Origin of the sequence: Jiangella endophytica, from assembly GCF_003427025.1 — a bacterium.
Taxonomy (GTDB): Bacteria; Actinomycetota; Actinomycetes; order Jiangellales; family Jiangellaceae; genus Jiangella; species Jiangella endophytica.
In genome coordinates this window covers 45,063-66,841 of record NZ_QVAI01000023.1, presented here as the reverse complement: position 1 = coordinate 66,841, position 21,779 = coordinate 45,063, and the positions used below count along the sequence as shown (strand labels likewise).

General features: G+C 73.2%; 15 protein-coding genes. 10 read left to right on the top strand and 5 right to left on the bottom strand.

Translation table 11 applies throughout. From position 1 onward, the window contains the following. Position 1: 1 nt before the first annotated feature. The gene (locus DZA62_RS31285; protein ID WP_116952885.1) at positions 2–652 is read right to left on the bottom strand and encodes a GntR family transcriptional regulator; all 651 of its coding nucleotides are present in this window, start codon (positions 650–652) and stop codon (positions 2–4) included. A 25-nt stretch (positions 653–677) separates the two neighbouring features. After that, complete coding sequence (locus DZA62_RS31280; RefSeq protein WP_116952884.1) at positions 678–1,700, bottom strand: zinc-dependent alcohol dehydrogenase family protein; 1,023 nt, start codon at positions 1,698–1,700, stop codon at positions 678–680. Between the two features lie 137 nt (positions 1,701–1,837). Between DZA62_RS31280 and DZA62_RS31275 the strand changes: the two genes are divergently transcribed. Beyond that, positions 1,838–2,881, top strand: coding sequence for an alcohol dehydrogenase catalytic domain-containing protein (locus DZA62_RS31275; RefSeq protein ID WP_116952883.1), 1,044 nt, complete (start codon positions 1,838–1,840; stop codon positions 2,879–2,881). Between the two features lie 82 nt (positions 2,882–2,963). Continuing rightward, on the top strand, positions 2,964–3,812 hold the full coding sequence (locus tag DZA62_RS31270) for a universal stress protein (RefSeq protein WP_116952882.1): 849 nt from the start codon (positions 2,964–2,966) through the stop codon (positions 3,810–3,812). Positions 3,813–3,863: 51 nt separating this feature from the next. Here DZA62_RS31270 and DZA62_RS31265 read toward each other — a convergent pair whose 3' ends face one another. From DZA62_RS31265 to DZA62_RS31255, 3 genes are all read right to left on the bottom strand, one after another. Then, positions 3,864–7,064, bottom strand: coding sequence for a PQQ-dependent sugar dehydrogenase (locus tag DZA62_RS31265; protein ID WP_198664398.1), 3,201 nt, complete (start codon positions 7,062–7,064; stop codon positions 3,864–3,866). Between the two features lie 211 nt (positions 7,065–7,275). Beyond that, the gene (locus tag DZA62_RS31260) at positions 7,276–8,427 is read right to left on the bottom strand and encodes an ROK family protein (RefSeq protein WP_116952880.1); all 1,152 of its coding nucleotides are present in this window, start codon (positions 8,425–8,427) and stop codon (positions 7,276–7,278) included. A gap of 15 nt (positions 8,428–8,442) precedes the next feature. Next, complete coding sequence (locus DZA62_RS31255; protein WP_116952931.1) at positions 8,443–9,465, bottom strand: LacI family DNA-binding transcriptional regulator; 1,023 nt, start codon at positions 9,463–9,465, stop codon at positions 8,443–8,445. Between the two features lie 178 nt (positions 9,466–9,643). On the opposite strand from DZA62_RS31255, the gene DZA62_RS31250 reads away from it, so the two are divergent. The 8 genes from DZA62_RS31250 to DZA62_RS31215 are packed head-to-tail and all read left to right on the top strand — an operon-like array spanning position 9,644 to position 21,527. Then, positions 9,644–13,741 (top strand): glycoside hydrolase family 2 TIM barrel-domain containing protein, encoded by a 4,098-nt coding sequence (locus tag DZA62_RS31250; protein WP_198664397.1) that lies wholly within the window; start codon positions 9,644–9,646, stop codon positions 13,739–13,741. A 5-nt stretch (positions 13,742–13,746) separates the two neighbouring features. Next, positions 13,747–15,054, top strand: coding sequence for an ABC transporter substrate-binding protein (locus tag DZA62_RS31245; protein ID WP_157988023.1), 1,308 nt, complete (start codon positions 13,747–13,749; stop codon positions 15,052–15,054). Continuing rightward, positions 15,054–15,995, top strand: a complete 942-nt coding sequence (locus tag DZA62_RS31240) for a carbohydrate ABC transporter permease (protein ID WP_116952877.1) — start codon at positions 15,054–15,056, stop codon at positions 15,993–15,995. The genes DZA62_RS31245 and DZA62_RS31240 overlap by 1 nt, the downstream gene beginning before the upstream one ends. Then, on the top strand, positions 15,988–16,833 hold the full coding sequence (locus tag DZA62_RS31235; RefSeq protein WP_116952876.1) for a carbohydrate ABC transporter permease: 846 nt from the start codon (positions 15,988–15,990) through the stop codon (positions 16,831–16,833). The genes DZA62_RS31240 and DZA62_RS31235 overlap by 8 nt, the downstream gene beginning before the upstream one ends. A gap of 20 nt (positions 16,834–16,853) precedes the next feature. After that, positions 16,854–18,647, top strand: coding sequence for a glycoside hydrolase family 2 protein (locus DZA62_RS31230; protein WP_198664396.1), 1,794 nt, complete (start codon positions 16,854–16,856; stop codon positions 18,645–18,647). Beyond that, positions 18,644–20,110, top strand: coding sequence for a sulfatase-like hydrolase/transferase (locus DZA62_RS31225; protein ID WP_198664395.1), 1,467 nt, complete (start codon positions 18,644–18,646; stop codon positions 20,108–20,110). Before DZA62_RS31230 ends, DZA62_RS31225 begins: the two co-directional genes overlap by 4 nt. 41 nt (positions 20,111–20,151) lie before the next feature. Further along, entirely contained in the window at positions 20,152–21,039 is an 888-nt protein-coding gene (locus tag DZA62_RS31220; RefSeq protein ID WP_116952874.1) for an SDR family oxidoreductase, read from the top strand. Then, entirely contained in the window at positions 21,039–21,527 is a 489-nt protein-coding gene (locus DZA62_RS31215) for a MerR family transcriptional regulator (RefSeq protein WP_116952873.1), read from the top strand. Before DZA62_RS31220 ends, DZA62_RS31215 begins: the two co-directional genes overlap by 1 nt. Positions 21,528–21,779 lie beyond the last annotated feature (252 nt).

Below are 21,779 nucleotides of genomic sequence, written 5' to 3'. Positions count from 1 at the left end.
GTCACTCCTCGGTGGTCGGCAGGCTGTGCCAGGTGTCGAAGGCGACGGCCGCCGCCCGGTCCGCGTCGCCGGCGGTGCACAGCCGGATCAGTTCGTCGTGCCGGGCGACGGACGCGCGCCCGCCCAGTGTGGAGAACCGCAGCCGCTCGGCCCGGCGCAGCACCGGCGTGTACCGCTCGAGCACGGCGGCCAGCGCGCGGTTCGCGGCGACGGTGACGGGCACGGCGTGCAGCTCGTCGTCGGCGCGGATCGCCGCGTCGACGTCGCCGCCGCGGACCGCCGCGCGGAACCGGTCGTTCGCGTCGCGCATCGTGTCGAGGTCGGCCGCGGTGAGGCCGGCGACCGCCTCGCGGACGGCGACCTCGTGCAGCGCCGCCACGACGTCGCGGGCATCGCGCAGGTCGCGGACGTCCAGCGGGCTCACCGTCGTCGAGCGGCCCGGCCGGGCGACGACCAGCCCGGCCTCGGCCAGCCGCAGCAGCGCCTCGCGGACCGGCGTGCGACTGACGCCCAGCCAGGCGGCCAGCTCGGCGTCGCGCAGCTGCTCGCCGGGCACGAGCACGCCGCCGACGATCGCCTCGCGCAGCCGGCCGTAGACGTCGTCGCGCAGCAGCCGGCGGCCGATGGCGGGCTCTCCACTGGGAACGGGCATGCAATATATTGCACACCCGATGACGTCACGGACGCAACAGCACCTTGACAGCACGGCGCTCGTCCATCGCCGCGTACGCCTCGGCGGCGTCGTCCAGCGGGAGGGTCCGGTCGAAGACCCGGCCCGGGTCGATGCGCCGCGACCAGATCAGGTCGATCAGCTCCGGCAGGAACCGGCGCACCGGCGCCGGCCCGCCCAGCAGGTGCACCTGCGCGAAGAACAGCTCGCGGCCGGGCAGCTCGACACCGTGTGAGACGCCGACGAAGCCGACGTGCCCGCCGGGCCGGGTGGAGCGGATCGCCTGCATCATCGACTCCTGCGTGCCGACCGCCTCGATGACGCCGTGCGCGCCCAGCCCGCCGGTGAGCTCCTTCACCCGGGCGACGCCGTCGTCTCCGCGCTCGGTGACGATGTCGGTCGCGCCGAACTCGAGGGCCAGGGCCTGACGGGGCGCGTGCCGGCTCATCGCGACGATCCGCTCGGCGCCGAGCTGCTTCGCCGCCAGCACGCCGAGCAGGCCGACCGCGCCGTCACCGACGACGGCGATCGTGCGGCCCGGGCCGGCCTGCGCGGCGACGGCCGCGAACCAGCCGGTGCCCAGCACGTCCGACGCGGCCAGCAGGCTCGGCACCAGGTCGTCATCCGGGTGCCCGGGCGTCGCCACCAGCGTGCCGTCGGCCAGCGGGACGCGCAGGTACTGCGCCTGCGCGCCGAGCGAGCCCATCGGGACGGCGTTGACGCAGCGCGCCTGGAAGCCGGCGCGGCAGATCTCGCAGGTGTTGTCCGACGCGAAGAACGACCCGACGACGGTGTCGCCCACGCCGACCGTGCTGACGCCGGCGCCGGTCTCCTCGACGACGCCGACGTACTCGTGCCCCATCGGCACCGGCCGGGACGGCGCGCTGACACCGCGGTACGGCCACAGGTCCGAGCCGCACACGCACGCGGCGACGACCCTGATGAGCGCGTCCGACGGCTCCTCGATGGCTGGGTCGGCGCGCTCCTCGACGCGCACGTCACCGGGTGCGTACAGAACTGCTCCGCGCATGGGCGTGATCTCCTCGTCGTCCGCCGGTACACCGGTCCTCACCGTCCCACGCCGGGCTGCGGCGGTGGGCCGATGGTCCGGATCCGGCGGGTCCATCGCCTCTCCCCCGAGTCGCCACCGGGCGCTGGACTGGAGGTATGAAAGCACTCGTCTACCACGGCCCCGGCCGCCGGTCCTGGGAGGACGTCCCGGACCCGGCCGTCAAGAGCCCCGACGACGCCGTCGTGCGGGTCGACTGCGTCACGATCTGCGGGACCGACCTGCACATCCTCAAGGGCGATGTCGCCACCGTCGAACCGGGCCGCGTGCTCGGCCACGAGGCCGTCGGCACCGTCGAAGAGGTCGGCAGCAACGTGCACACCGTCGCGCCCGGCGACCGCGTGCTGGTGTCCTGCATCTCCGCCTGCGGCCACTGCCGCTACTGCCGCGAGGCGAGGTACGGCCAGTGCCTGGGCGGCGGCGGCTGGATCCTCGGCCATCGCATCGACGGCACGCAGGCCGAGCGGGTGCGCGTCCCGTTCGCCGACACCTCCACCTACCGGCTGCCCGCCGACGTCGGCGACGAGGACGCGGTGCTGCTGGCCGACATCCTGCCGACGTCGTACGAGGTCGGTGTGCTGGCGGGCGGGATCCGGCCGGGCGACACGGTGGTCGTCGTCGGTGCGGGCCCGATCGGCCTCGCCGCGATCATGACGGCCCGGTTGCTGAGCCCGGCGCACATCATCGCCGTCGACCCGGCACACGGTCGGCGCCAGGCGGCCGGAGCGCTCGGCGCCGACGTGCTGCTCGACCCGGCCGACGACGTCGCGGCGAGGGTCCGCGACCTCACCGCCGGCCTCGGCGCGGACGTCGCGATCGAGGCGGTCGGTATCCCGGCGACGTTCGAGAGCTGCGTCGAGCTGGTGCGGCCCGGCGGCCACGTCGCCAACATCGGCGTGCACGGGTCGCCCGCGACGCTGCACCTGGAGACCGCCTGGATCCGCGACCTCACGATCACCACGGGGCTGGTCGACACCGCCACCACACCGATCCTGCTGCGCATGCTCGCGGCCGGCCAGCTCGGCGTGACCGGCCTCATCACGCACCGGTTCGGCCTCGAGGAGATGCAGGACGCCTACGACGTGTTCGCCCGGCCCGCGGACACCGGCGCACTGAAGGTGGCGCTGTTCGGCGGCCTGTGACCGCCGGCCGGGACGAAGGTCCCGGGGCCTCCCGGCCGTCGGCCTCTACCCGGGCCGGCGGCCCCGGAGCGACGCTGACGTCATGACAAACGAGCAGAGTCTGCCCATCGTCGTCGGCGTCGACGGCTCCCCCGACAGCGGTTTCGCCCTGGACTGGGCGACGGCCGAGGCGCGGCTGCGCGGCGCGCCGTTGTACGCCGTCTACGGGCTGTGGATGCCGATGGCTGCGGTCCCCTTCGGTGGCGCCGCCGTCCTGCCGCCGTCGGACGAGCTGCGCGCCTACGCGACGCAAGTGCTCGACGCCGCGCGGCAGCGGGCGAAGGAGACCGCGCCGGACCTCGACGTCGACACCTTCCTCGTCCTGCGGCCACCGGCGCAGGCGCTGCTGGACGTCGCCAAGGACGCCGGTCTGGTCGTCGCCGGCACCCGCGGGCTCGGCGCGATCGGCTCGCTGGTGCTGGGTTCGGTGAGCAGCCGCGTCGCGGCGCACGCCGGCTGCCCGGCGGTCGTGGTCCCGCCGCACGAGGGCACCGGCGACGGTTCGATCGTGGTCGGCGTCGACGGCTCGGCGCACGGCGACGCGGCGCTGCGGTTCGCCCTGACGGAGGCCGGCGTGCGGTCCGCTCGCGTCGTCGTGGCCGGCGCGTTCCGGATGCGCGGCCCCACCGCCGCGCCGGAGCGCGGCGAGACCGAGGAGCTGGTCGAGGCGGCGCTCGGCCGGGCCCGCGCCACCACCGGCGCGACCGTCGAGGTCACGACCGTCGTCGAGCCCGGCGACGCCGCCGACGTCATCGTCGAGGCCGCCGCCGACGCCGCACTGGTCGTCGTCGGCTCGCGCGGCCGCGGCGACGTGCGCAGCATGCTGCTCGGCTCGACCAGCCGGGCCGTCCTGCACCAGGCCGCCCGGCCGGTCGCCATCGTCCACGGGTGAGCCACCGATGCGGGGCGCCGGACGGCCGGCGCCCCGCATGCGTTCGGCGGCTCAGGACAGGCCCGCCCGGATCACCTCGACATCCCCGGCGATGAGTCCGCGGAGGGACTCGTCCGGCACCAGCCCCGGATCGGCGGCCAGCTCGGCGACCGCCTGGAGCGCGCGCGCCGCCTCCTTCGTGCGGCCGGCCTGCTCGTGCCGGCGCACGACGTCGATCCGCTGAGCCAGCCGGGCCCACGCCCGCCGGTCCAGCTCACCGTCGTCGTGCAGCCGGTCGACCAGCCAGGCGAGGTCGGCTGTGGACGTGGTCACGGTGAACGGCACCGCCGCGGACCCGCCGTTCCCGGCGACGTCGACGGCGTCGGCGCCCACGGTGTGCGGGCCGGCCGGGAGCCGCCAGGTGGCGACCGGCGCCGCGGCGGGCGCACCGTCGAGCGTCACGCTCACCGCGGCCACGCCGGACGTCGCGTCGGTCGCGGTGACGGTGGCCTCGGCGGCATCGCGCCGGGTCAGCGTGGCGCCGGCACCGACCCCTTCGACCGCGGCCACCGGCGCGGTCGCGTCCAGGCGCACCGGGACCGTGGCGACCGGCGAGGTCACCCCGGCGACGTCGATCGCCCGCACGCGCACGGCGTGGTCGCCGTCCGCCGTCACCGGCACCGGCTCGTTCGCGACCGTCCACGTCTCACCGTCCAGCGAGTACTGCCGGTCCCAGAGCGGCGGCGCGCCACCGGCCCCGCCCGAGGCCGCGGTCGTCAGCGTCGGGGGCGTCACGTACCAGCCGTTCTCGCCGTCCGGCGCGGCCGGGGCGAGCACGCCCGACACCTCGGGCACCGTCTGGAACTGGAAGGCCCGGACGAACAGCTCCGGCTGGCTGCCGGCCGGCCAGTCGCCGACCACGTACACGTCCTGCGGGCCGAGTCCCGGATCGGCGACCGGCGCGGAGAACGTCCGGTACACCCGCTCGTGCAGCGACACCGACCCGGTGTCCGGGATGTCGGCGAACTCGGCGATCACCGGGCCGTCCGGCGCGCCGGAGCGCACCGTCACGCTCGCGCCCGCCTCACGTGTCGCGAACTCCATGGTCAGGTGATCGATGCCGGCGACGTCGACGTCCGGGAAGGAGAACCAGTTGCCGCGGCCGGGCATGAACAGCTGCCCGTAGTACAGCCCGACGCCCTCGCCGGACGGATAGGTGCGGGCCTCGTACCGGCGCGGGTGCAGGACGATGTCGTCGGACGCCGTGAGCGCCGGCGCCGCGTCCGCGCCGCCATCGGTGTAGGTCGCCTCCAGGATGTGGAAGACGTACGCTCCGGGCCCGTGCGCGGCGTCGCGGCCGGGCACCAGCACGCCTTCGCAGTTCTCGTCCGGCGTCGCCTCGCCCATCGGGTGACCGTGCTGGTTGTGGCCGAGCTGGTAGCGCACCCGCACCTGCGTGCAGTCGATCTCGCCGTCCTCCGGATCGGTCACGGTGACCCGGAACGGCAGGTCCTCGCCGAACTCGGCGAAGCCGCCGTCGGCCGGCGCCTCGATCACGACCGTGGGCCGGCTGTTGCCCGCGACGATCTCGACCGTGCTCACCGACGCGGCGCCGCCGGTGTCGGTGACGGTGAGCCGGGCGGCGTACGCGCCGGCCTCGGTGTAGGTGTGCGCCGCCGTGACGCCGGTCGCGTCGGTCGTGCCGTCGCCGTCGACGTCCCACGCGTAGGTCAGTTCGTCGCCGTCGACGTCGCTGGACCCGGAGGCGTCGAACTCGACCGTCAGCGGCAGCGGCCCGGCGTCGGTGTCGGTGGCGGCCTGGGCGGTCGGTGTGCGGTTGCCCTCGACGTAGTCGATCCGGTAGATGCCGGCGTCGTCGTTGCTGGCGCCCCAGCCGTTGCCGTACTCCAGCAGGTACAGGGAGCCGTCCGGGCCGAACTCCATGTCCATCGGCTTGCGGAAGTCACCGTCGGGCAGGAACTCGGTCAGCCCTTCCGGCACCGGGACCTCGTCGTGCGAGAAGTGCGTCGTCTGGATCCAGTCGGTGGTCCAGTCGTAGAGGAAGTGGCGGCCGTCGAACCACTCCGGGAACTTGGTCCGCGACGGGTTGTCCGGGTCGTAGTCGTAGCGCGGGCCGGCCATCGCGCCGCCGCCGTAGAGCGCCGGGAAGTACTCCTGCGGCTCGTAGGTGTAGTGGATCGTCGACCCGGTGACCGGCGGCAGGTTCGTCAGGCCGGTGTTGTTCGGCGAGTCGTTGACCGGCGCGTCGCAGTCGAACCACGGGCCGGGCCGGTCGGCCACGTAGTCCCAGTCGTTGTACGCGACCTCGTCCATCGTGCAGTACGGCCAGCCGGCGTTGCCGGGCGCGGTGAAGAGGAACAGGTTGACGTGGCCGGCGGGTCCCCGCTCGGGGTCGGCGAGGACGGCGTCCGGGCCGTAGTCGGCGACCCAGAGCCGCTGGGTCTCCGGATCCCAGTCACCCAGCGTGAACGGGTTGCGGAAGCCCATCGCGTAGATCTCCGGCCGGGTCTTCCCGCCGGGGTCCCGCGACTCGGGGAACAGGTTGTCCTGGGGGTTCGCGTAGCCCCCGTCCGGCAGCGGGATGATCCGCAGCACCTTGCCGTTGAGGTCGTTCGTGTTGGCCGACGTGCGCTGGGCGTCGCCGTCGGCCTGGCCGGGCCGCTCGTCGGTGCCGGGGAAGCCGCGCGAGGCGCAGCAGTTGGTGTTGTCGCCGGTGGAGATGAACAGGTAACCGTCCTCGGTCGCGAGCAGATCGCCGGCGCTGTGCCCGCCCCCGACGCCAGCCGGGTGCTGGATGTCGATGACCACCGCCTCGCTGGCGAGGTCGAGGACGTTGTCGCCGGAGAGGGTGAACCGGGAGACCCGGGTGACGAAGCTCTGCTGCCAGTCCGGGCGCGAGAAGTGCAGGTACAGGTGACCGGTCCGGTCGAAGTCCGGCGCCAGCGCCAGGCCGATCAGCCCGGCCTCGCCGGTGACCCGCACCGGGACCGTGCCGGCGACGACGGTGGCGGACTCGTCCGGGTCCCACACCTTGACCCGGCCATCGCGCTCGATGTACACCACGCGCCCGTCGCCGGCTACGGCCAGCCGCATCGGCTGAGTGAGCCCGTTCTCCTCGAGCAGGACCTTCTGGAACCGGTCCTCCGGCTCCGGGACCGGATCGTCGGGATGGTGCGCCAGCGCCGGACCCGCCGTCGTGCTGATCAGAACGGCGACCAGGGCGATCACCGCGGCTCGCATCGATCGGTGCATGGGCTCTCCCATCATGTCTTTCGCTACGTTGCGGACATGTTTCGCCGATGTGCGTGGAAAGTACGGGACTTTTGTCCCTCCGGTCAATAAGTGGCCCAGAAGGTGATCAGACCGGGCCGCCGGGCCACCGCCGTGATCATCGACCGGTGGCGACGTCCTGGCGTCGCCACCGGTCGATGATCACGGGACATCGACGGCTGGGCCGCGGTGGTCAGGCGAGCGGCTGACGGTGGATCCGGCCGGCCGCGCCGCGTGGCGAGCCGTCGTCGACCCACTGACCCAGGACCGGCACCGAGAACAGGTTCGCCAGCGCCAGCACGCCGGCGCCGACCAGGCCGCCGGTGCCGGGCAGCGCGGCCGGCGAGAACCGCAGGTCGCGCACGGCGGCCGGCATGGCGTAGCGCCGCAGCGTCGCCTCGATCGTCTCGACGACGTGGTCGCGCCGGGCGGTCGGCCCGCCGACCACGACGTGCGCAGGGTTGGTGATCGCGACGACGTTGGCCAGCGCCCGGCCGGTCAGCTCGGCCGCCCGCAGGACGGCGTCGACATCGGCGCCGTCCAGGACCGCTCCCCCGGCGACCTGGACGAGGCAGCCGGCGCCGCCGCACCAGCACGGCGGCGGGTCGGCGTCGACGACCCGGACGTGGGCCAGCTCGCCGGCCGCTCCCGCGGCGCCCCGGCACAGCCGACCGTCGATCACCACGCCCGCGCCGATGCCGTGGTCGAGGTTGACGTACAGCAGGTCGGTGTCGCCCACGGCGGCGCCGGCCGCGATCTCACCCAGCGCGATCGCGTTGACCTCGTTGTCGACGTACACCGGCACGTCGAACCGGCCGGTGAGCGGCCCGCGCACGTCGATGCCGGCCCACCGCGGCAGCAGCGGGATCGCCGACGTCCTCCCCCGCGCCGCGTCGACCGGCCCGCCCATGCCGACGCCGATCGCCCACAGGCCCGCCCCGCCGTGCCCGGCCGCCAGCGCCGCGACCGCGGCGGCGGCCACGTCGAGCGCGGCCTCGGGTCCCGCGGGCAGGTCGATCGGCAGGGTCCGGTGCGCCAGCAGCGTCCCGGCCAGATCGGCCAGGCCGGCGCGCACGGCCGAGCCACCGACCTCGACCACGCCGACCAGGCCCGCCGAGGCGTCGAACCGCAGCGCGCGCGGCGCTCGCCCGCCCCGCGACTCGGCCAGCCCGTCCTCGATCACCAGCCCCAGCTCGGCCAGCCGCCCCACCCGCTGGTCGACCACCCTGCGGGTCAGGCCGGACCGCTCGACCAGCTCGGTCCGCGTGGTGACACCCAGCTCGCGCACCAGCGCGGCGACCCGGGCCGCGCCCGTGTCGCCCGGCGGGTCGGCGACCGCGGACATCGCCTCAGTATGCGGTCAGGCGCTGCGCCGGACGGTGAGGGTGTGCGGGACGACCACCTGGCGCGGCTCGCGGGAGCCGTCGGCGATGCGGTCGAAGAGCAGCTCGAGCGACGTGCGGGCGATGGCGACCTTGTCGGGTTCGATGGTGGTCAGGGTGGGGGTGCTGTAGCGGCCCTCGTCGATGTCGTCGATGCCGATGATCGCGACGTCCTCGGGCACCCGCAGGCCGCGCTCGCGCAGCGCGTGGATGGCGCCGAGCGCGACGAGGTCGGAGTAGCAGAACACGGCGTCGGGCTGGGCGCCGCGGTCGAGCAGCTCGGTCATCGCGAGCGCGCCGTCGCGGCGGTGGTACTTGGACGTGGCCAGGACGAGCGACGGATCGTAGGGCAGGCCGGCGGCCTCCAGCGCCTGCCGGTAGCCCTCGGTGCGCTGCGGCGCGGTACCGCCGCCGCGCCGCTCCTGGTGGCCGATGGCGGCGATGCGCCGGCCGCCGCGCTCGATGAGGTAGCCGGTGGCGTCGGCCGCGGCGGCCACGTTGTCGATGGCGACGTGGTCGACGCCGCTGCCGGAGATGCGCTCGCCGAGCAGCACCAGCGGCGTGGTGTCGCGGCGGTTCTCGTACTCGGGCCGTTCGATGCCCAGCGGGCTGAACAGGATGCCGTCGACCATGCCCGGGTTCATGCCGCTGAGCACGAACTGCTCGGCCTCAAGCCGGCCCTCGGTCTGGTCGATCAGGACGGTGTAGTCGCGCTCGCGGGCCGCCTGCACGACGTGGCCGATCAGCTCGGCGAAGTAGGGCACGCCGATCTCGGGGACGGCGACGGCGATCAGTCCGGCGCGGCGCACCCGCAGGTTGCGCGCGGACAGGTTGGGCCGGTAGCCGAGCTGGTCGATGGCCCAGTGCACCCGCTCGCGGGTGGCCGCGCTGACCCGCCGGTTGCCGGACAGCACGTTCGACACCGTGGTCGGCGACACCCGCGCCAACGCCGCGACGTCGCGGATGCCGACGGCCGGTCGCTGTGTCGATGGATCAAGCACGAAGACATCCTCTCAGAGTGCGCCGCCTCCTGGAGCGACTCAGTTTAACGTTGCACTCCAGTTAACGGAACCCTGCATCAAAACCGCTCTGTACTGCAGTGATCCACTGTCGGTCACAATGTACAACGTCAAATCGATGGGTTGCGTCCCGAGCGCCGGCATGGCTACTGTGCCGCTCATGCCGACTCGCGTCGCAACGAAGCGCCCGACGTTCGCCCTCGCGCTCCTCGCCGTCTGCGCCCTGCTCGCCACGACCGTCCCGGCCGGCGCCGGGCCGTCCCGGGCCGCGAGCCGGCCCGCGACCCAGACCGCGGCCGGCGCCTCCGCCTCAGCCGCCGCCCTCGACGTCCGCGGCCGCGTGGTCGACGCCGAGACCCGAGCCCCGATCGAGGGCGCCGGCGTGCACGCCTCGGGCAGCGACGTGTTCGCCACGACCGCGGCGAACGGCACGTTCGTCCTGACCGGCGTGCCCGAGAGCAGCGCGCTGGTCATCGCCGCCCGCGAGGGGTACGCGTTCGCGTCGGCCACGACGGGCCGCTCGGTCACCCTCGAGCTGGCCCGCGACACCGAGCCGGCGCGGGCCGAGTACCCGCGGCCCGACGCCGACCGCCGGCCGTTCACCGGCGACGTCTGGCAGTCACTGAACGGCACCTGGTCGTTCGGCTTCGACCCCGGCGACGTCGGCGAGACCGAGCGCTGGTTCGACCCCGGCCACGAGTTCGACCAGGCGATCCGGGTGCCGTTCGGCTACCAGTCGCTGGCCGCGTGGGGCGAGGAGGACCTGGCCACCTCCGAAGTGTTCCGCAGCGCGTTCTCCCGCTACCGCGGCACCGTCTGGTACCAGCGCTCGTTCACCGTCCCCGAGGACTTCGCCGGGCGGAGCGTGCGGCTGCGCATCGGCGCCGCCGACTGGGGCGCCGCGGTCTGGCTCGACGGCGCGCCGGTCCTGCCCTACTCCGGCGACGGCTACACCGAGATCGGCGCCGACCTCGGCGCGCTGGCACCGGGCTCGACGCACACCCTGACGATCCGGGTGGTCGCGCCCCCGACGACACCGGACTCCCCGTACCCGCAGGGCAAGCAGACCGGCGAGCCCGACGGCGAGAACACCGGCTGGTTCAGCGACATCGGCGGCATCTGGCAGTCGGTGTGGATCGAGCCGTACGCCGGCGCCCGGCTGACCCGGACGCAGGTCACCCCGGAGCTGACCTGGGAGGGCGACGCCCGCACCCCGTCGGCCGCCGCCGCGCGCATCGACGTCGAGGCCACCGGCGGCACGTCCGCAACCGTCACCGTCACCGGGCCGGACGGCAGCAGCGTCGGCACCGTCGAGGTCCCGCTGACCGACGGCCGCGGCAGCGCCCGCCTCCCGGTCGAGAACCCGCACCTGTGGGAGCCCGACGACCCCGCGCTCTACACCGCGGACTTCAGGCTGGGCGACGCCGACGGCGTCCGGACCAGCTTCGGCCTGCGCACCGTCGACCGCCAGTGGGCGCCCGGCCGCGACGGCCAGTACCAGTACATCCACCTCAACAACCGGCCGATCTACGTGCGCGGCGTGCTCGACCAGGGCTACAACCCGTGGGGCATCTACACCTACACGGGCGTGACGGCCGGCCCGGACCTCGCCACCGGCACCGAGGACGACCCCGGCCGCGGCTCCATCCTGCTCGACCTGCAGAACGCGAAGGACCTCGGTTTCAACGTGGTCCGCCATCACCTCAAGGTGAACGAGCCGGCCTACTACCACTGGGCCGACAAGCTCGGCCTGATGGTCTGGTACGACCTGCCCAACGCCGGTTGGCACTCCCTCGGCGACCCCGAGGCGGAGCCGCTGTTCGAGGAGTTGCTGCGCAACGCGCTGGAGCGCGACCACAACCACCCGTCGATCGTCATCTGGAACGTCTTCAACGAGTCGTGGGGCATCAACGAGCGGCCGTTCCAGGACCCGATCCCCGAGCAGGCGTTCCCGTACGTGCGCCGGATGGTCCAGCTCACCCGCGACCTCGACGCGTCGCGGCTGGTGGTCGACAACTCCGCCTGCTGCAACAACGGCCACCTCGGCGACACCGACCTCAACGACTTCCACTACTACCTCGACACCTACGCGGACTGGAAGAGCCTGCTCGACCGGTTCGCGCCGCAGGTGCAACCCGGCTCGACGTGGAACTTCAACGCCGGAGCCCAGGACGGCCAGCCCTGGCTGAACTCCGAGTTCTCCATCCGGTGGGGCCAGTTCCCGCACGTCGTCAGCCTGTTCCGCGCCTACCCCAAGCTGAACGGCTACGTCGGCGTGCAGCTGGCCGAGACGGAGCAGGAGATCCACAGCCCGTTCCGCTTCGACCGGCAGCCGAACGCGCCGGAGTTCGTCGACCACCTCGGCCGGCCCCGGACCATCGAGCTGCTCCAGGGCGACGACGCGATCTCGCTGATGGGGCTCGGCGCCCGTACCGTCGAGCGGGGCGAGACGATCAGCGTCCCCGTCAAGATCAGCCACTTCAGCGACGCCGACCTGTCCGGCGCGCAGCTGCACTGGCGGGTCGGCGGCTACGACGACGCGGGTCGCTGGGTCGCCGACGCGGGCGGCGGGTCGCGGGCGATCGCCCCGACGCGCTACACCTCGGTCGAGGCCGGCACCGTGTCCGTCACCGCGCCCGACGAGCTGCGCAACGGCTACCTGTGGGTCTGGCTGGAGGCCGGCGGCGAGACCGTCGCCGAGAACTACCTGACGTTCGACACGCCCGGGCCCGGCGGCGAGCCCGGCTTCTCCCCCGGCGACGTCGCCGCGCAGGACTGGACCGGCGGTGCGCTCGCGCAGACCACCGGCGGCGCCGACTGGGTCACCGGCTACGGCCGCGGGTATTTCGAGTACGAGGTCGCGGTGCCGGACGAGGTCCGCACCGGGGCGGTCCGTGAGGCGACGCTGGTCGCGGAGGTCGCGGCCGCCCAGGCGCCCGGGAGATACGACCCGAACCACGTCACCAGCGCCCGCCGCTACCCGGCCACGCTCACCGTGTCGGTGAACGGCGAGGCGCTGCCCCCGGTCCGGCTGCCCGACGACCCCAACGGGCCGACCGCTCTGGCCGGCCGGTCCCGCGGCTCGATCCCCGGCGACTTCGGCAACCGCTCGGGCTACCGCGTCGCCGTGCCGGTCGACGCCCGGCAGTGGCGCGGCGCCGAGACCGTCACGCTGCGGTTCGCCTCCGACGGCGGCGGCCTGTCGCTGTTCGGCGCGCGCTCGGGCCGGCACGGCATCCCGCCGGCGCTGCTGGCCGGCCGGGTCACCGTCGAGGACGAGCGGCCGCAGCCGCGGGCCGTCGACGACCGGCTCTCGGTCTACCAGGCGCCGGCCGCGATCTCGCTCGCCAGCGGCACCGGGACGGTCGTCGTCTCGGTCGTCAACGACACCGCCACGACGGCGCGCAACGTCGTGGTCGGGCTGGCGGCGCCGGACGGCTGGACCGCGACCCGCGACGAGCCGGTCCGCGTCGCCGCGCTCGCACCCGGCGAGGCCCGGCACGTCGCCTTCGCCGTGCGCTCGGCGACGCCGGTCACGACCGGGCAGACCGCCGCCTTCACCGCCACCGCGAGCTGGGACGGCCACGCCATCCAGGCCGTCGCCAACTCGACGGTCGGGTTCGATCCCGAGGCCTACCCCGAGGTCGGCGTCGACGACACCTTCGACACCGACTCCGGCGCCGCCTACACGGTCTACCGGCCGTCGGCGACCGAGGCGGCGCCGCAGCTGAGCTTCGGCGGCGGGCGGCTGCGGGCCACCGGGCCGGGCGCGTACCACGGGCTGGTCGCGCACGAGTCCGGGCCGGCGAGCTCTCGCGCGGTCGTCATCGTCGAGCACGGCCGGTTCGCGGACAACGGCCAGGTCCCGGACTCCCAGTTCGTCGGCCTGGTGAAGGACGAACGCAACTACGTCGTGGCCTGGACCGGGATCCGGGGCCAGCACGGCGTCGACCTCCGGATCGACGGGCAGCTCACCAACGCCTGCTGCGGCTCCGCGCCGCTCGATCCGGGCGACCGCTGGGCGTTCGTCCTCGACGGCAACGCGATCGGCGTCTGGGTCGACCGCGGACTGGGCTGGGCGCAGGTCACGACCGCCACCACCCAGGGCCGCGTCGACTTCACCCGGCCGGGCGCGCTGGACGGCTGGCGCTACGCCACCGGCCTGCGCGCGAACGCGGGGACCCAGGAGGTCACCCGGTTCGAAGGCCGCAGCAACCCCGGTTCATCCCCCGATGTCAATGACGAGATTCAGGAGTGATGCACGTGTCCACACCTCAGCTCCGGCCCAGGCGATGGACGGCCCTCGCGGCCGCGGCCGCGGCGACGACCCTGGTGCTCGCCGCCTGCGGCGGCGGCGACAGCGCGGAAGGTGACGACGGCTCGATCACGCTGCGGGTCGGCTGGTACGGCGGCGACCCGCTGCACGCGGCGCTCGAGGAGACGCTCGACCGGTACGAGCAGGACAACCCCGGCGTCACCATCGAGGTGAGCCGCGCGGCCTTCGCCGACTACTTCGACCGGCTGGCCACCGAGACCGCGGGCCGCTCCGGCCCCGACGTCACCCGCATGTCGATGAGCTACTTCGCCGACTACGCCGGACGCGGCGCGCTGCAGGCCCTGGACGAGTACGTGGGCGAGACCATCGTGACCGACGGCCTCGACACGGACGTCCAGGACAGCGGCGTCCTGAACGACGAGTACTTCGGCGTGCCGCAGAGCGTCATCTCGCACGCGCTGCTGACCGACCCCGAACTGCTCGCGACTCTCGGCGCCGAGGCGCCGGCGCCGGACTGGACATGGGAGCAGTACGCCGACTGGGCCAAGGGCATCGGCCAGGCCAACCCCGGCTTCTACGGCTCCTCGGACATGGGCGGGCAGCTGCAGGCGTTCGAGGTGTGGGTCCGCCAGCACGGCTCGGAACTGTTCTCCGACGACGGCACGGGGCTCGCCTTCGACCAGTCGGTGCTCGAGGACTGGTGGACGTACTGGCAGTCGATGCGCGACGAGTCCGGCGCGCCGCCGCCGGACATCACCGCGGAGTCCGACACCTTCGAGACGTCGGTGCTCACCCAGGGTCTCGCGCCGGCGACCTACGTCTTCGTCCAGCAGATCTCCTTCTTCCAGGCGCTCAACGAGCACACGCTCGAGCTGCAGCCCATGCCGGTGACCGATGGCGGCGACCCGGGCCAGTTCCTCAAGGCGCTGGACTTCTGGTCGGTCTCGTCGACATCGGAGCACCCCGACGAGGCGGCCGAGCTGATCGACTACCTGGTCAACGACCCGCAGGCGGTCGAGGCCATCGGGCTGACCCTCGGCGTGCCGCCGTCGCAGGAGGCCCGCGACGTGCTCGCCGCCGACCCCGCGACGCCCGAGGGCAAGGCCATCGCCTACGTCGAGTCGCTCGGCGACGACCGCGTCGGCCCGCCGCCGGGCCCGTGGCCGCGCGGCTACGGCGAGCTGCTGGCGCTGTTCACGAAGCTGTCCGAGGACATCGCGTTCGGCGCCACCGACATCGGCGCCGCGTCGGAGCAGTTCTTCGCCGAGGCCGACCGCGTGCTCGAAGGGTTCTGATGTCCGCACTCGGCGAGCTGTCCCGGCTGCGCCGCGAGTCCACCTCCCGCGGGCCGGTGACGGCCCGCGGGAAGGCGGACGAGCGGGCGTCCTGGGTGTTCCTCGCGCCGTGGATCGCCGGCCTGCTGGCCGTCACCATCGTGCCGATGGTGGCGTCGCTGTGGCTGTCGTTCACCGACTACAACCTGCTGCAGGCGCCCGGCTGGATCGGTCTGGACAACTACCAGCGCTTGTTCGACGACCCGCGGCTGCAGAACGCGCTCTGGGTGACGTTCCGCTACGTCATCGTCTCGGTCCCGTTGCAGCTGGCGCTGTCGCTGGGCCTCGCCGTGCTGCTCAACCAGGGCATGCGCGGCCTCGCGCTGTACCGGTCGGCGTTCTACCTGCCGTCGCTGCTCGGCGGCTCGGTGGCGATCGCGGTGCTGTGGCGGCAGATGTTCGGCCACGACGGGCTGGTCAACCAGGTGCTCGGCTTCGCCGGCATCGAGGGCCGGGGATGGATCTCCGACCCGTCGACGGCCCTCGGCACGATCATGACGCTGAACGTCTGGACGTTCGGCGCGCCGATGATCATCTTCCTGGCCGGGCTGCGGCAGATCCCGGACATGTACTACGAGGCCGCCTCCGTCGACGGCGCCTCGCGGCTGCGGCGGTTCCGCTCCATCACGCTGCCGCTGCTGACCCCGATCATCTTCTTCAACCTCGTGCTGCAGGTCATCGGCGCGTTCCAGGCGTTCACCGACGCGTTCGTCATCTCCGGCGGCGACGGCGGGCCGTCGGACTCGACCATGTTCTACTCGCTGTACCTGTACCAGCAGGGCTTCAAGAACTTCGACATGGGCTACGCCGCCGCGATGGCCTGGCTGCTGCTCGCCCTCGTCGCCGTGTTCACCGCGATCAACTTCGCCGTCTCCAAGTACTGGGTCTTCTACGATGACTGAGCGCTCCACCCGCCGGGTCGCCGTCCGCGCCGGCAAACACGTCCTGCTGATCGCGATCGCCGTGGTCATGCTCTATCCGCTGCTGTGGATGGTCGTGAGCTCACTGCGACCGGACGAGCAGATCTTCAGCCGAGCCGGCCTGTTGCTCACCGACGTCGACCTCAGCAACTACCAGGACGGCTGGGACGCCTTGGGCCAGCCGTTCAGCCGCTACGTGCTCAACTCGCTGCTGGTGGCGGTGGGCTGCATCGTCGGCAACCTGGTGTCGTGCTCGATGGCCGCGTACGCGTTCGCGCGGCTGGAGTTCCGGCGCCGGCGGCTGTTCTTCGCCATCATGCTGCTGACGATCATGCTGCCGATCCACGTGATCATCGTGCCGCAGTACATCGTGTTCAGCCAGCTCGAGCTGACGAACACGTTCGTGCCGCTGGTGCTGCCGAAGCTGCTGGCCACCGATGCGTTCTTCGTCTTCCTGATGGTGCAGTTCATCCGCGGGCTGCCGCGCGACCTGGACGAGGCGGCGCGCATCGACGGCGCCGGGCACGCGCGGATCTTCCTGCGCATCATCCTGCCGCTGATGACGCCGGCCCTCGCCACGACCGCGATCTTCACCTTCATCTGGACCTGGAACGACTTCTTCAGCCAGCTGATCTACCTGACCGACCCGAGCGTCTACACCGTGCCGGTGGCGCTGCGATCGTTCGTCGACTCCGCGTCGAGCTCCTCGTGGGGCTCGATGTTCGCGATGTCGGTGGTGTCGCTGCTCCCCGTCTTCGTGGTGTTCCTGCTCGGCCAGCGCTACCTCGTCCGTGGCATCGCCACGACCGGCATCAAGTGACGATGTCCCAGGAAGGACTCATGATCCACGCCAGCACGCAGGACGGCACCCACCCCCGTCCCCAGCTCGTCCGCGCAGCCGTCCAGACACTGGACCGCGAGTGCGGGTTCGCCTACGACGACCACGACCAGGGGCTCGACGAGCGCTGGTACGAGCGGCCGGAGGCGTTCACGCGGCGGATCCGGCTCCCGTTCGCGCCGGAGTCGCCCGCGTCGGGCATCGGTGAGACCGCCTACCACCCGGTGGTCTGGTACCGCATCGAGGTGACGGCCGGCGACCTGGCCGCCGCCGGTCTCGGGCGGCAGGGTGACGTGCTGCTGCTGCACTTCGGCGCCGTCGACCACACCGCGGACGTGTGGTTCGACGGCGTCCACGTCGGCCGGCACGAGGGCGGCCAGACGCCGTTCACCGTCCCGGTGACGCACGCGCTCGACGACGGCGACACCCACGTCGTCGTGGTGCGGGCACAGGACGACCCGCACGACCTCACCGTCCCGCGCGGCAAGCAGGACTGGCTGCCGGAACCGCACGCGATCTGGTACCACCGCAGCACCGGCATCTGGCGCACCGTCTGGCTGGAGGCGGTCCCGCGGCTGCACGTCGGCGAGCTGGCGTGGAGCACGGACCTCGCCGCCGGCACCGTGCGGCTGGAGCTGGAGCTGAGCCGCCGGCCCGAGGGTCCGGTCGAGGTGGAGGTCGAGCTGACCCTCGGCGGCCGGGAGCTCGCCCGGCACCGGGTGACCACCGACGCCGGTCGCGTCGACGCCGTCATCACCGTCCCGGCGCTGCGCAGCGGACAGGGTCTGCGGGAGCTGCTCTGGTCGCCGGAGCGGCCGAACCTGGTCGACGCCGCGGTGCGCGTGGGCGACGACACCGTCGCGTCCTACCTGGGGTTGCGCTCCGTCGGGCTGGCACACGGCCGGTTCCTGCTCAACGACCGGCCGGTGGTGCTGCGGTCGGTGCTCGAGCAGGGGTACTGGCCGTCGTCGCACTACACGGCGCCGGACGACGAGGCGCTGCGGGCCGAGGTGGAGCTGATCCGCTCGCTGGGCTTCAACGCCGCCCGCATCCACCAGAAGGTCGAGGACCCGCGCTTCCTGTACTGGTGCGACCGCCTCGGCCTGATGATCTGGGGCGAGACCGGCGCCGCCTACGAGTTCAACGCGACGGCGGTGCGCCGGCTCGCGCAGGAGTGGGTCGACGTCGTGCGCCGCGACCGGTCGCACCCGTGCGTCGTCACCTGGGTGCCGTTGAACGAGTCGTGGGGCGTGCACCAGATCGCGCACGACCCCGCCCAGCAGGCCTACGCCAGCGGCCTGGCCCGCCTGACCCGCGCGCTGGACCCGACCCGGCCGGTGCTGTCCAACGACGGCTGGGAGCACACCGACTCCGACCTGTGGACGTTCCACGACTACGAGGCGTCCGGAGAGGTGCTGCGCGAGCGGTACGGCGACCCGGAGCGGCTGCGCGACCTGCTCGCCGGCATCGGCCCGACCGGGCACCGCATGCTGCTCGGCCCGTCCGATGGCGAACCCCGCCCCGTGATGGTCACCGAGTTCGGCGGCATCTCCTACGCCACCGGCCCGACCGTCGACGACGCCTGGGGCTACTCGGGCGCCGAGGACGAGGACGACTTCCGCCGCCGGTTCGAGGCGGTCGTCAGTGCCGTCCGCGACTCGCCGCACCTGTCGGGGTTCTGCTACACCCAGCTGACCGACACCCGCCAGGAGATCAACGGCCTCTGCGACGAGAACCGCAAGCCGAAGCTCCCGGCCGAGGACATCGCCGCGATCGTCCGGGGAGACCGGCCGTGACCCGTCCGCACGTCCTGCTGGTGATGACCGACCAGCACCGCGCGGGGTTCACCGCCGGGTCCGGGTTCGGCCTGGACACCATGCCGTTCGCCGACGGACTGGCCGCCGGCGGCCTGCGCTTCCCGGACGCCTACACCACGTCCCCGGCCTGCGTCCCGGCCCGGACCAGCCTGCTCACCGGCCGGTTCCCGTCCAGCCACAAGGTGACGCAGAACAGCAACGCCGAGCACGCCTACTACGCCGAGGACCTGCTCGACGTGCTGCGCTCGGCAGGGTACCGGCTGAGTTTCTCCGGCAAGCCGCACATGCACCGCGGCCCCGGCGACTTCGACTTCTGGGCCGGGCCGTACTATCACACGGCCGGTCCGGCCGAGACCGACCAGGAGCGCGCGTTCGACGCCTGGCTGGAGGAGCTCGACCACGGCGTCGCGATGGAGCCGACGCCGTTCCCGCTGGAGTGCCAGCTGCCGCACCGCATCGTCGACCGCGCCGTCGAGGCGCTGGACGCCGCGGGCCACCAGCCGCAGTTCCTGTGGGTGTCGCTGCCCGAGCCGCACAACCCCTACCAGGTGCCGGAGCCGTACTTCAGCCTGTTCGCCGAGGACGACGTGCCGGCCCGCGAGCACGGTCCTGAGGCGGCTCGCGCGAAGGGCGGTCACTGGCTCTGGCTGCAGCGGCTGATCCAGGAGAAGCGTCCGGACTACGACGAGCACTGGCGGCGCTACCGGGCGAACTACTGCGGCATGCTGAGGATGATCGACGACCAGATCCGGCGGCTGGTCGAGCACGCCCGGTCGGTGCTCGACGGACCGCTGCTGGTGGTGCTGCTCAGCGACCACGGCGACTACGTCGGCGAGTACGGCCTGCAGCGCAAGGGCGCCGGCCTGCCGGAGGTCCTCGTCCGCATCCCGATGGTCTTCCACGGCGACGGCGTGCGGCCCGGCCAGGTCCGCGACGAGCTGGTCTCGCTGGTCGACGTCCTGCCGACCGTCTGCGAGCTCGTGGGTGCCGCGATCCCCGACGGCGTGCAGGGGCGCAGCCTGGAGCCGCTGCTGCGCGGCGAGCCGGCGCCGGCGGACGTCTTCTCGTCGATCTACGCCGAGCGCGGCTACGGCGGGACGACCTACGGGCCGGACGAGCGGCCGCCGCTGCACTACTCCTACGACGGGCCCACGTTCGACGAGCTCAACACCGTCACCCAGAGCGGCGCGTCGCGCATGGTCCGCCGCGGCGACCACAAGCTCGTCGCGCACAGCACCGGCCAGGGCGAGCTGTACGACCTGCGCGCCGACCCGCTGGAGGTCGTCGACCTGTTCGCCGACCCCGAGCACGCCCGCGTCCGGGAGGAGCTGACCTGGCTGCTGCTGCAGTGGACGCTGCGGCTGCAGGACACTCTCCCGCGTGGCGCGTACGACCCGAAGATCCCCGATCACCACTGGTTCACCGTGCCGCCGTCCGGGTGACGGTTGCCTTCGAGCGCGCTCACAGCCCTAGCGTCGTGTGCATGAACGACACCTTCACGTGGATCATCACCGGTGCGTCGCGCGGTTTCGGCCGCGCGATCGCGGAGCGGGCGCTGCAGAACGGCGACGCCGTCATGGCGGCGGTGCGTCGCCCCGAAGCCCTGGCCGACCTGACCGAGCGGTACCCCGGCACCCTCGCGACCTGGCAGTTCGACGCCCGCGACACCGACCTGGCGCGGCCGCTCGTGCGAGCGGCGGCCGAACGCTTCGGACGGGTCGACGCGCTGGTCAACAACGCCGGGCGGGGGATCGTGGGCGCGGCCGAGGAGGTCTCCGAGACGGACCTGCGCGAGGCGATGGACCTGCACTTCTTCGTCCCGGCGGCACTCGTGCGCGCCGTCCTGCCCGTCATGCGCGAGCAGGGCGCCGGAACCATCGTGCAGATGAGCAGCCAGGGCGGGCGCATGTCCTACCCCGGCGTCGGCGCCTACTCGGCCGGCAAGTTCGCCCTCGAAGGCTGGTCCGAGGCGCTGGCCGGCGAGGTCGCGCCGTTCGGCGTCCGCGTCATGCTCGTCGAGCCGAGCCGGTTCCGCACCGGGTTCAACGGCGCCGACGTGCTGGCGTTGGCCGACGCCGACCCGGTCTACCGCGACGTGCTCGCGGCGGTGCGCGCCGACCTGACCAGCGCCGACGGCATCCAGGAGGGCGACCCTGTGCGGGCCGCCGACCTGATCGTCGGCCTGGTGCACGGCGACGAGACGCCGCCGCTGCGACTGCCGCTGGGCGCCGAGGCGGTCGAGCGCATCAGCGGCTCCTACACGGCCGGCCTCGACGCCGTGCGGCGCTGGGCCGCCGCCGCCCGCGCCGCCGACTTCCCCGAGGCGCCGCCGTCGTCGCGGCCGATCCCCACCTCGGCGGGGTCGGCCTGATGGCCGTCCAGGACCTCATGGGCCGGGCGCTGGCGGCGCTGTCCGACCTCGACGGACCGGAGCCGGTCGAGGTCATCCACCGGCTGGCCGGCACCGGCGGCGACGTCGAGGCGCCGATGACGATCGCCGAGGTCGCCGACCTGCTCGACGTCTCGCCGCACACGCTGCGGTACTACGAGCGGGCCGGCCTGGTCGACGTCGGCCGCGACGCCAGCGGCTACCGCCGCTACAGCCCCGCCGCGGTGCGCCGGCTGGTCTTCCTCACCCGAATGCGGCTGTCCGGCATGGCCATCCGCGACCTCCAGCACTACGTGGAGCTGGTCGAGGCCGGCGACGACACGGTGCCCGAGCGGCTCGACATGCTGCTCGAGCACCGTGACATCATCCGCCGCCAGCTCCGCGAGCTGACCCTCTCCCTCGCCGCCACCGAGTACAAGATCGCCACCTACGGCGGCCACACCGGCGACGACGGCTGGGTCCGCCCGTAGCCGAGTGAGTCCGATTGTCGGTGGTGGGGCGGCAGCCTGCTTGTGGAGCGGGCATGGCTCGCTCGGGTCGTTGACGGTGGGGGTGGGCGACGGCATCTGACCTCGATAGCCGGAATCGCGGTCCGCGCCCGAATCGGCGTCGGGAACGCGTCCCTCGCTATTGATGAAGGCAGCCGGCGGTGACCCGGGCGGTGTACACCCACGGGAGTAGTCCGGGTCGCGCGGGCAGCGCGGTTACTTCCCCGGCCGGAC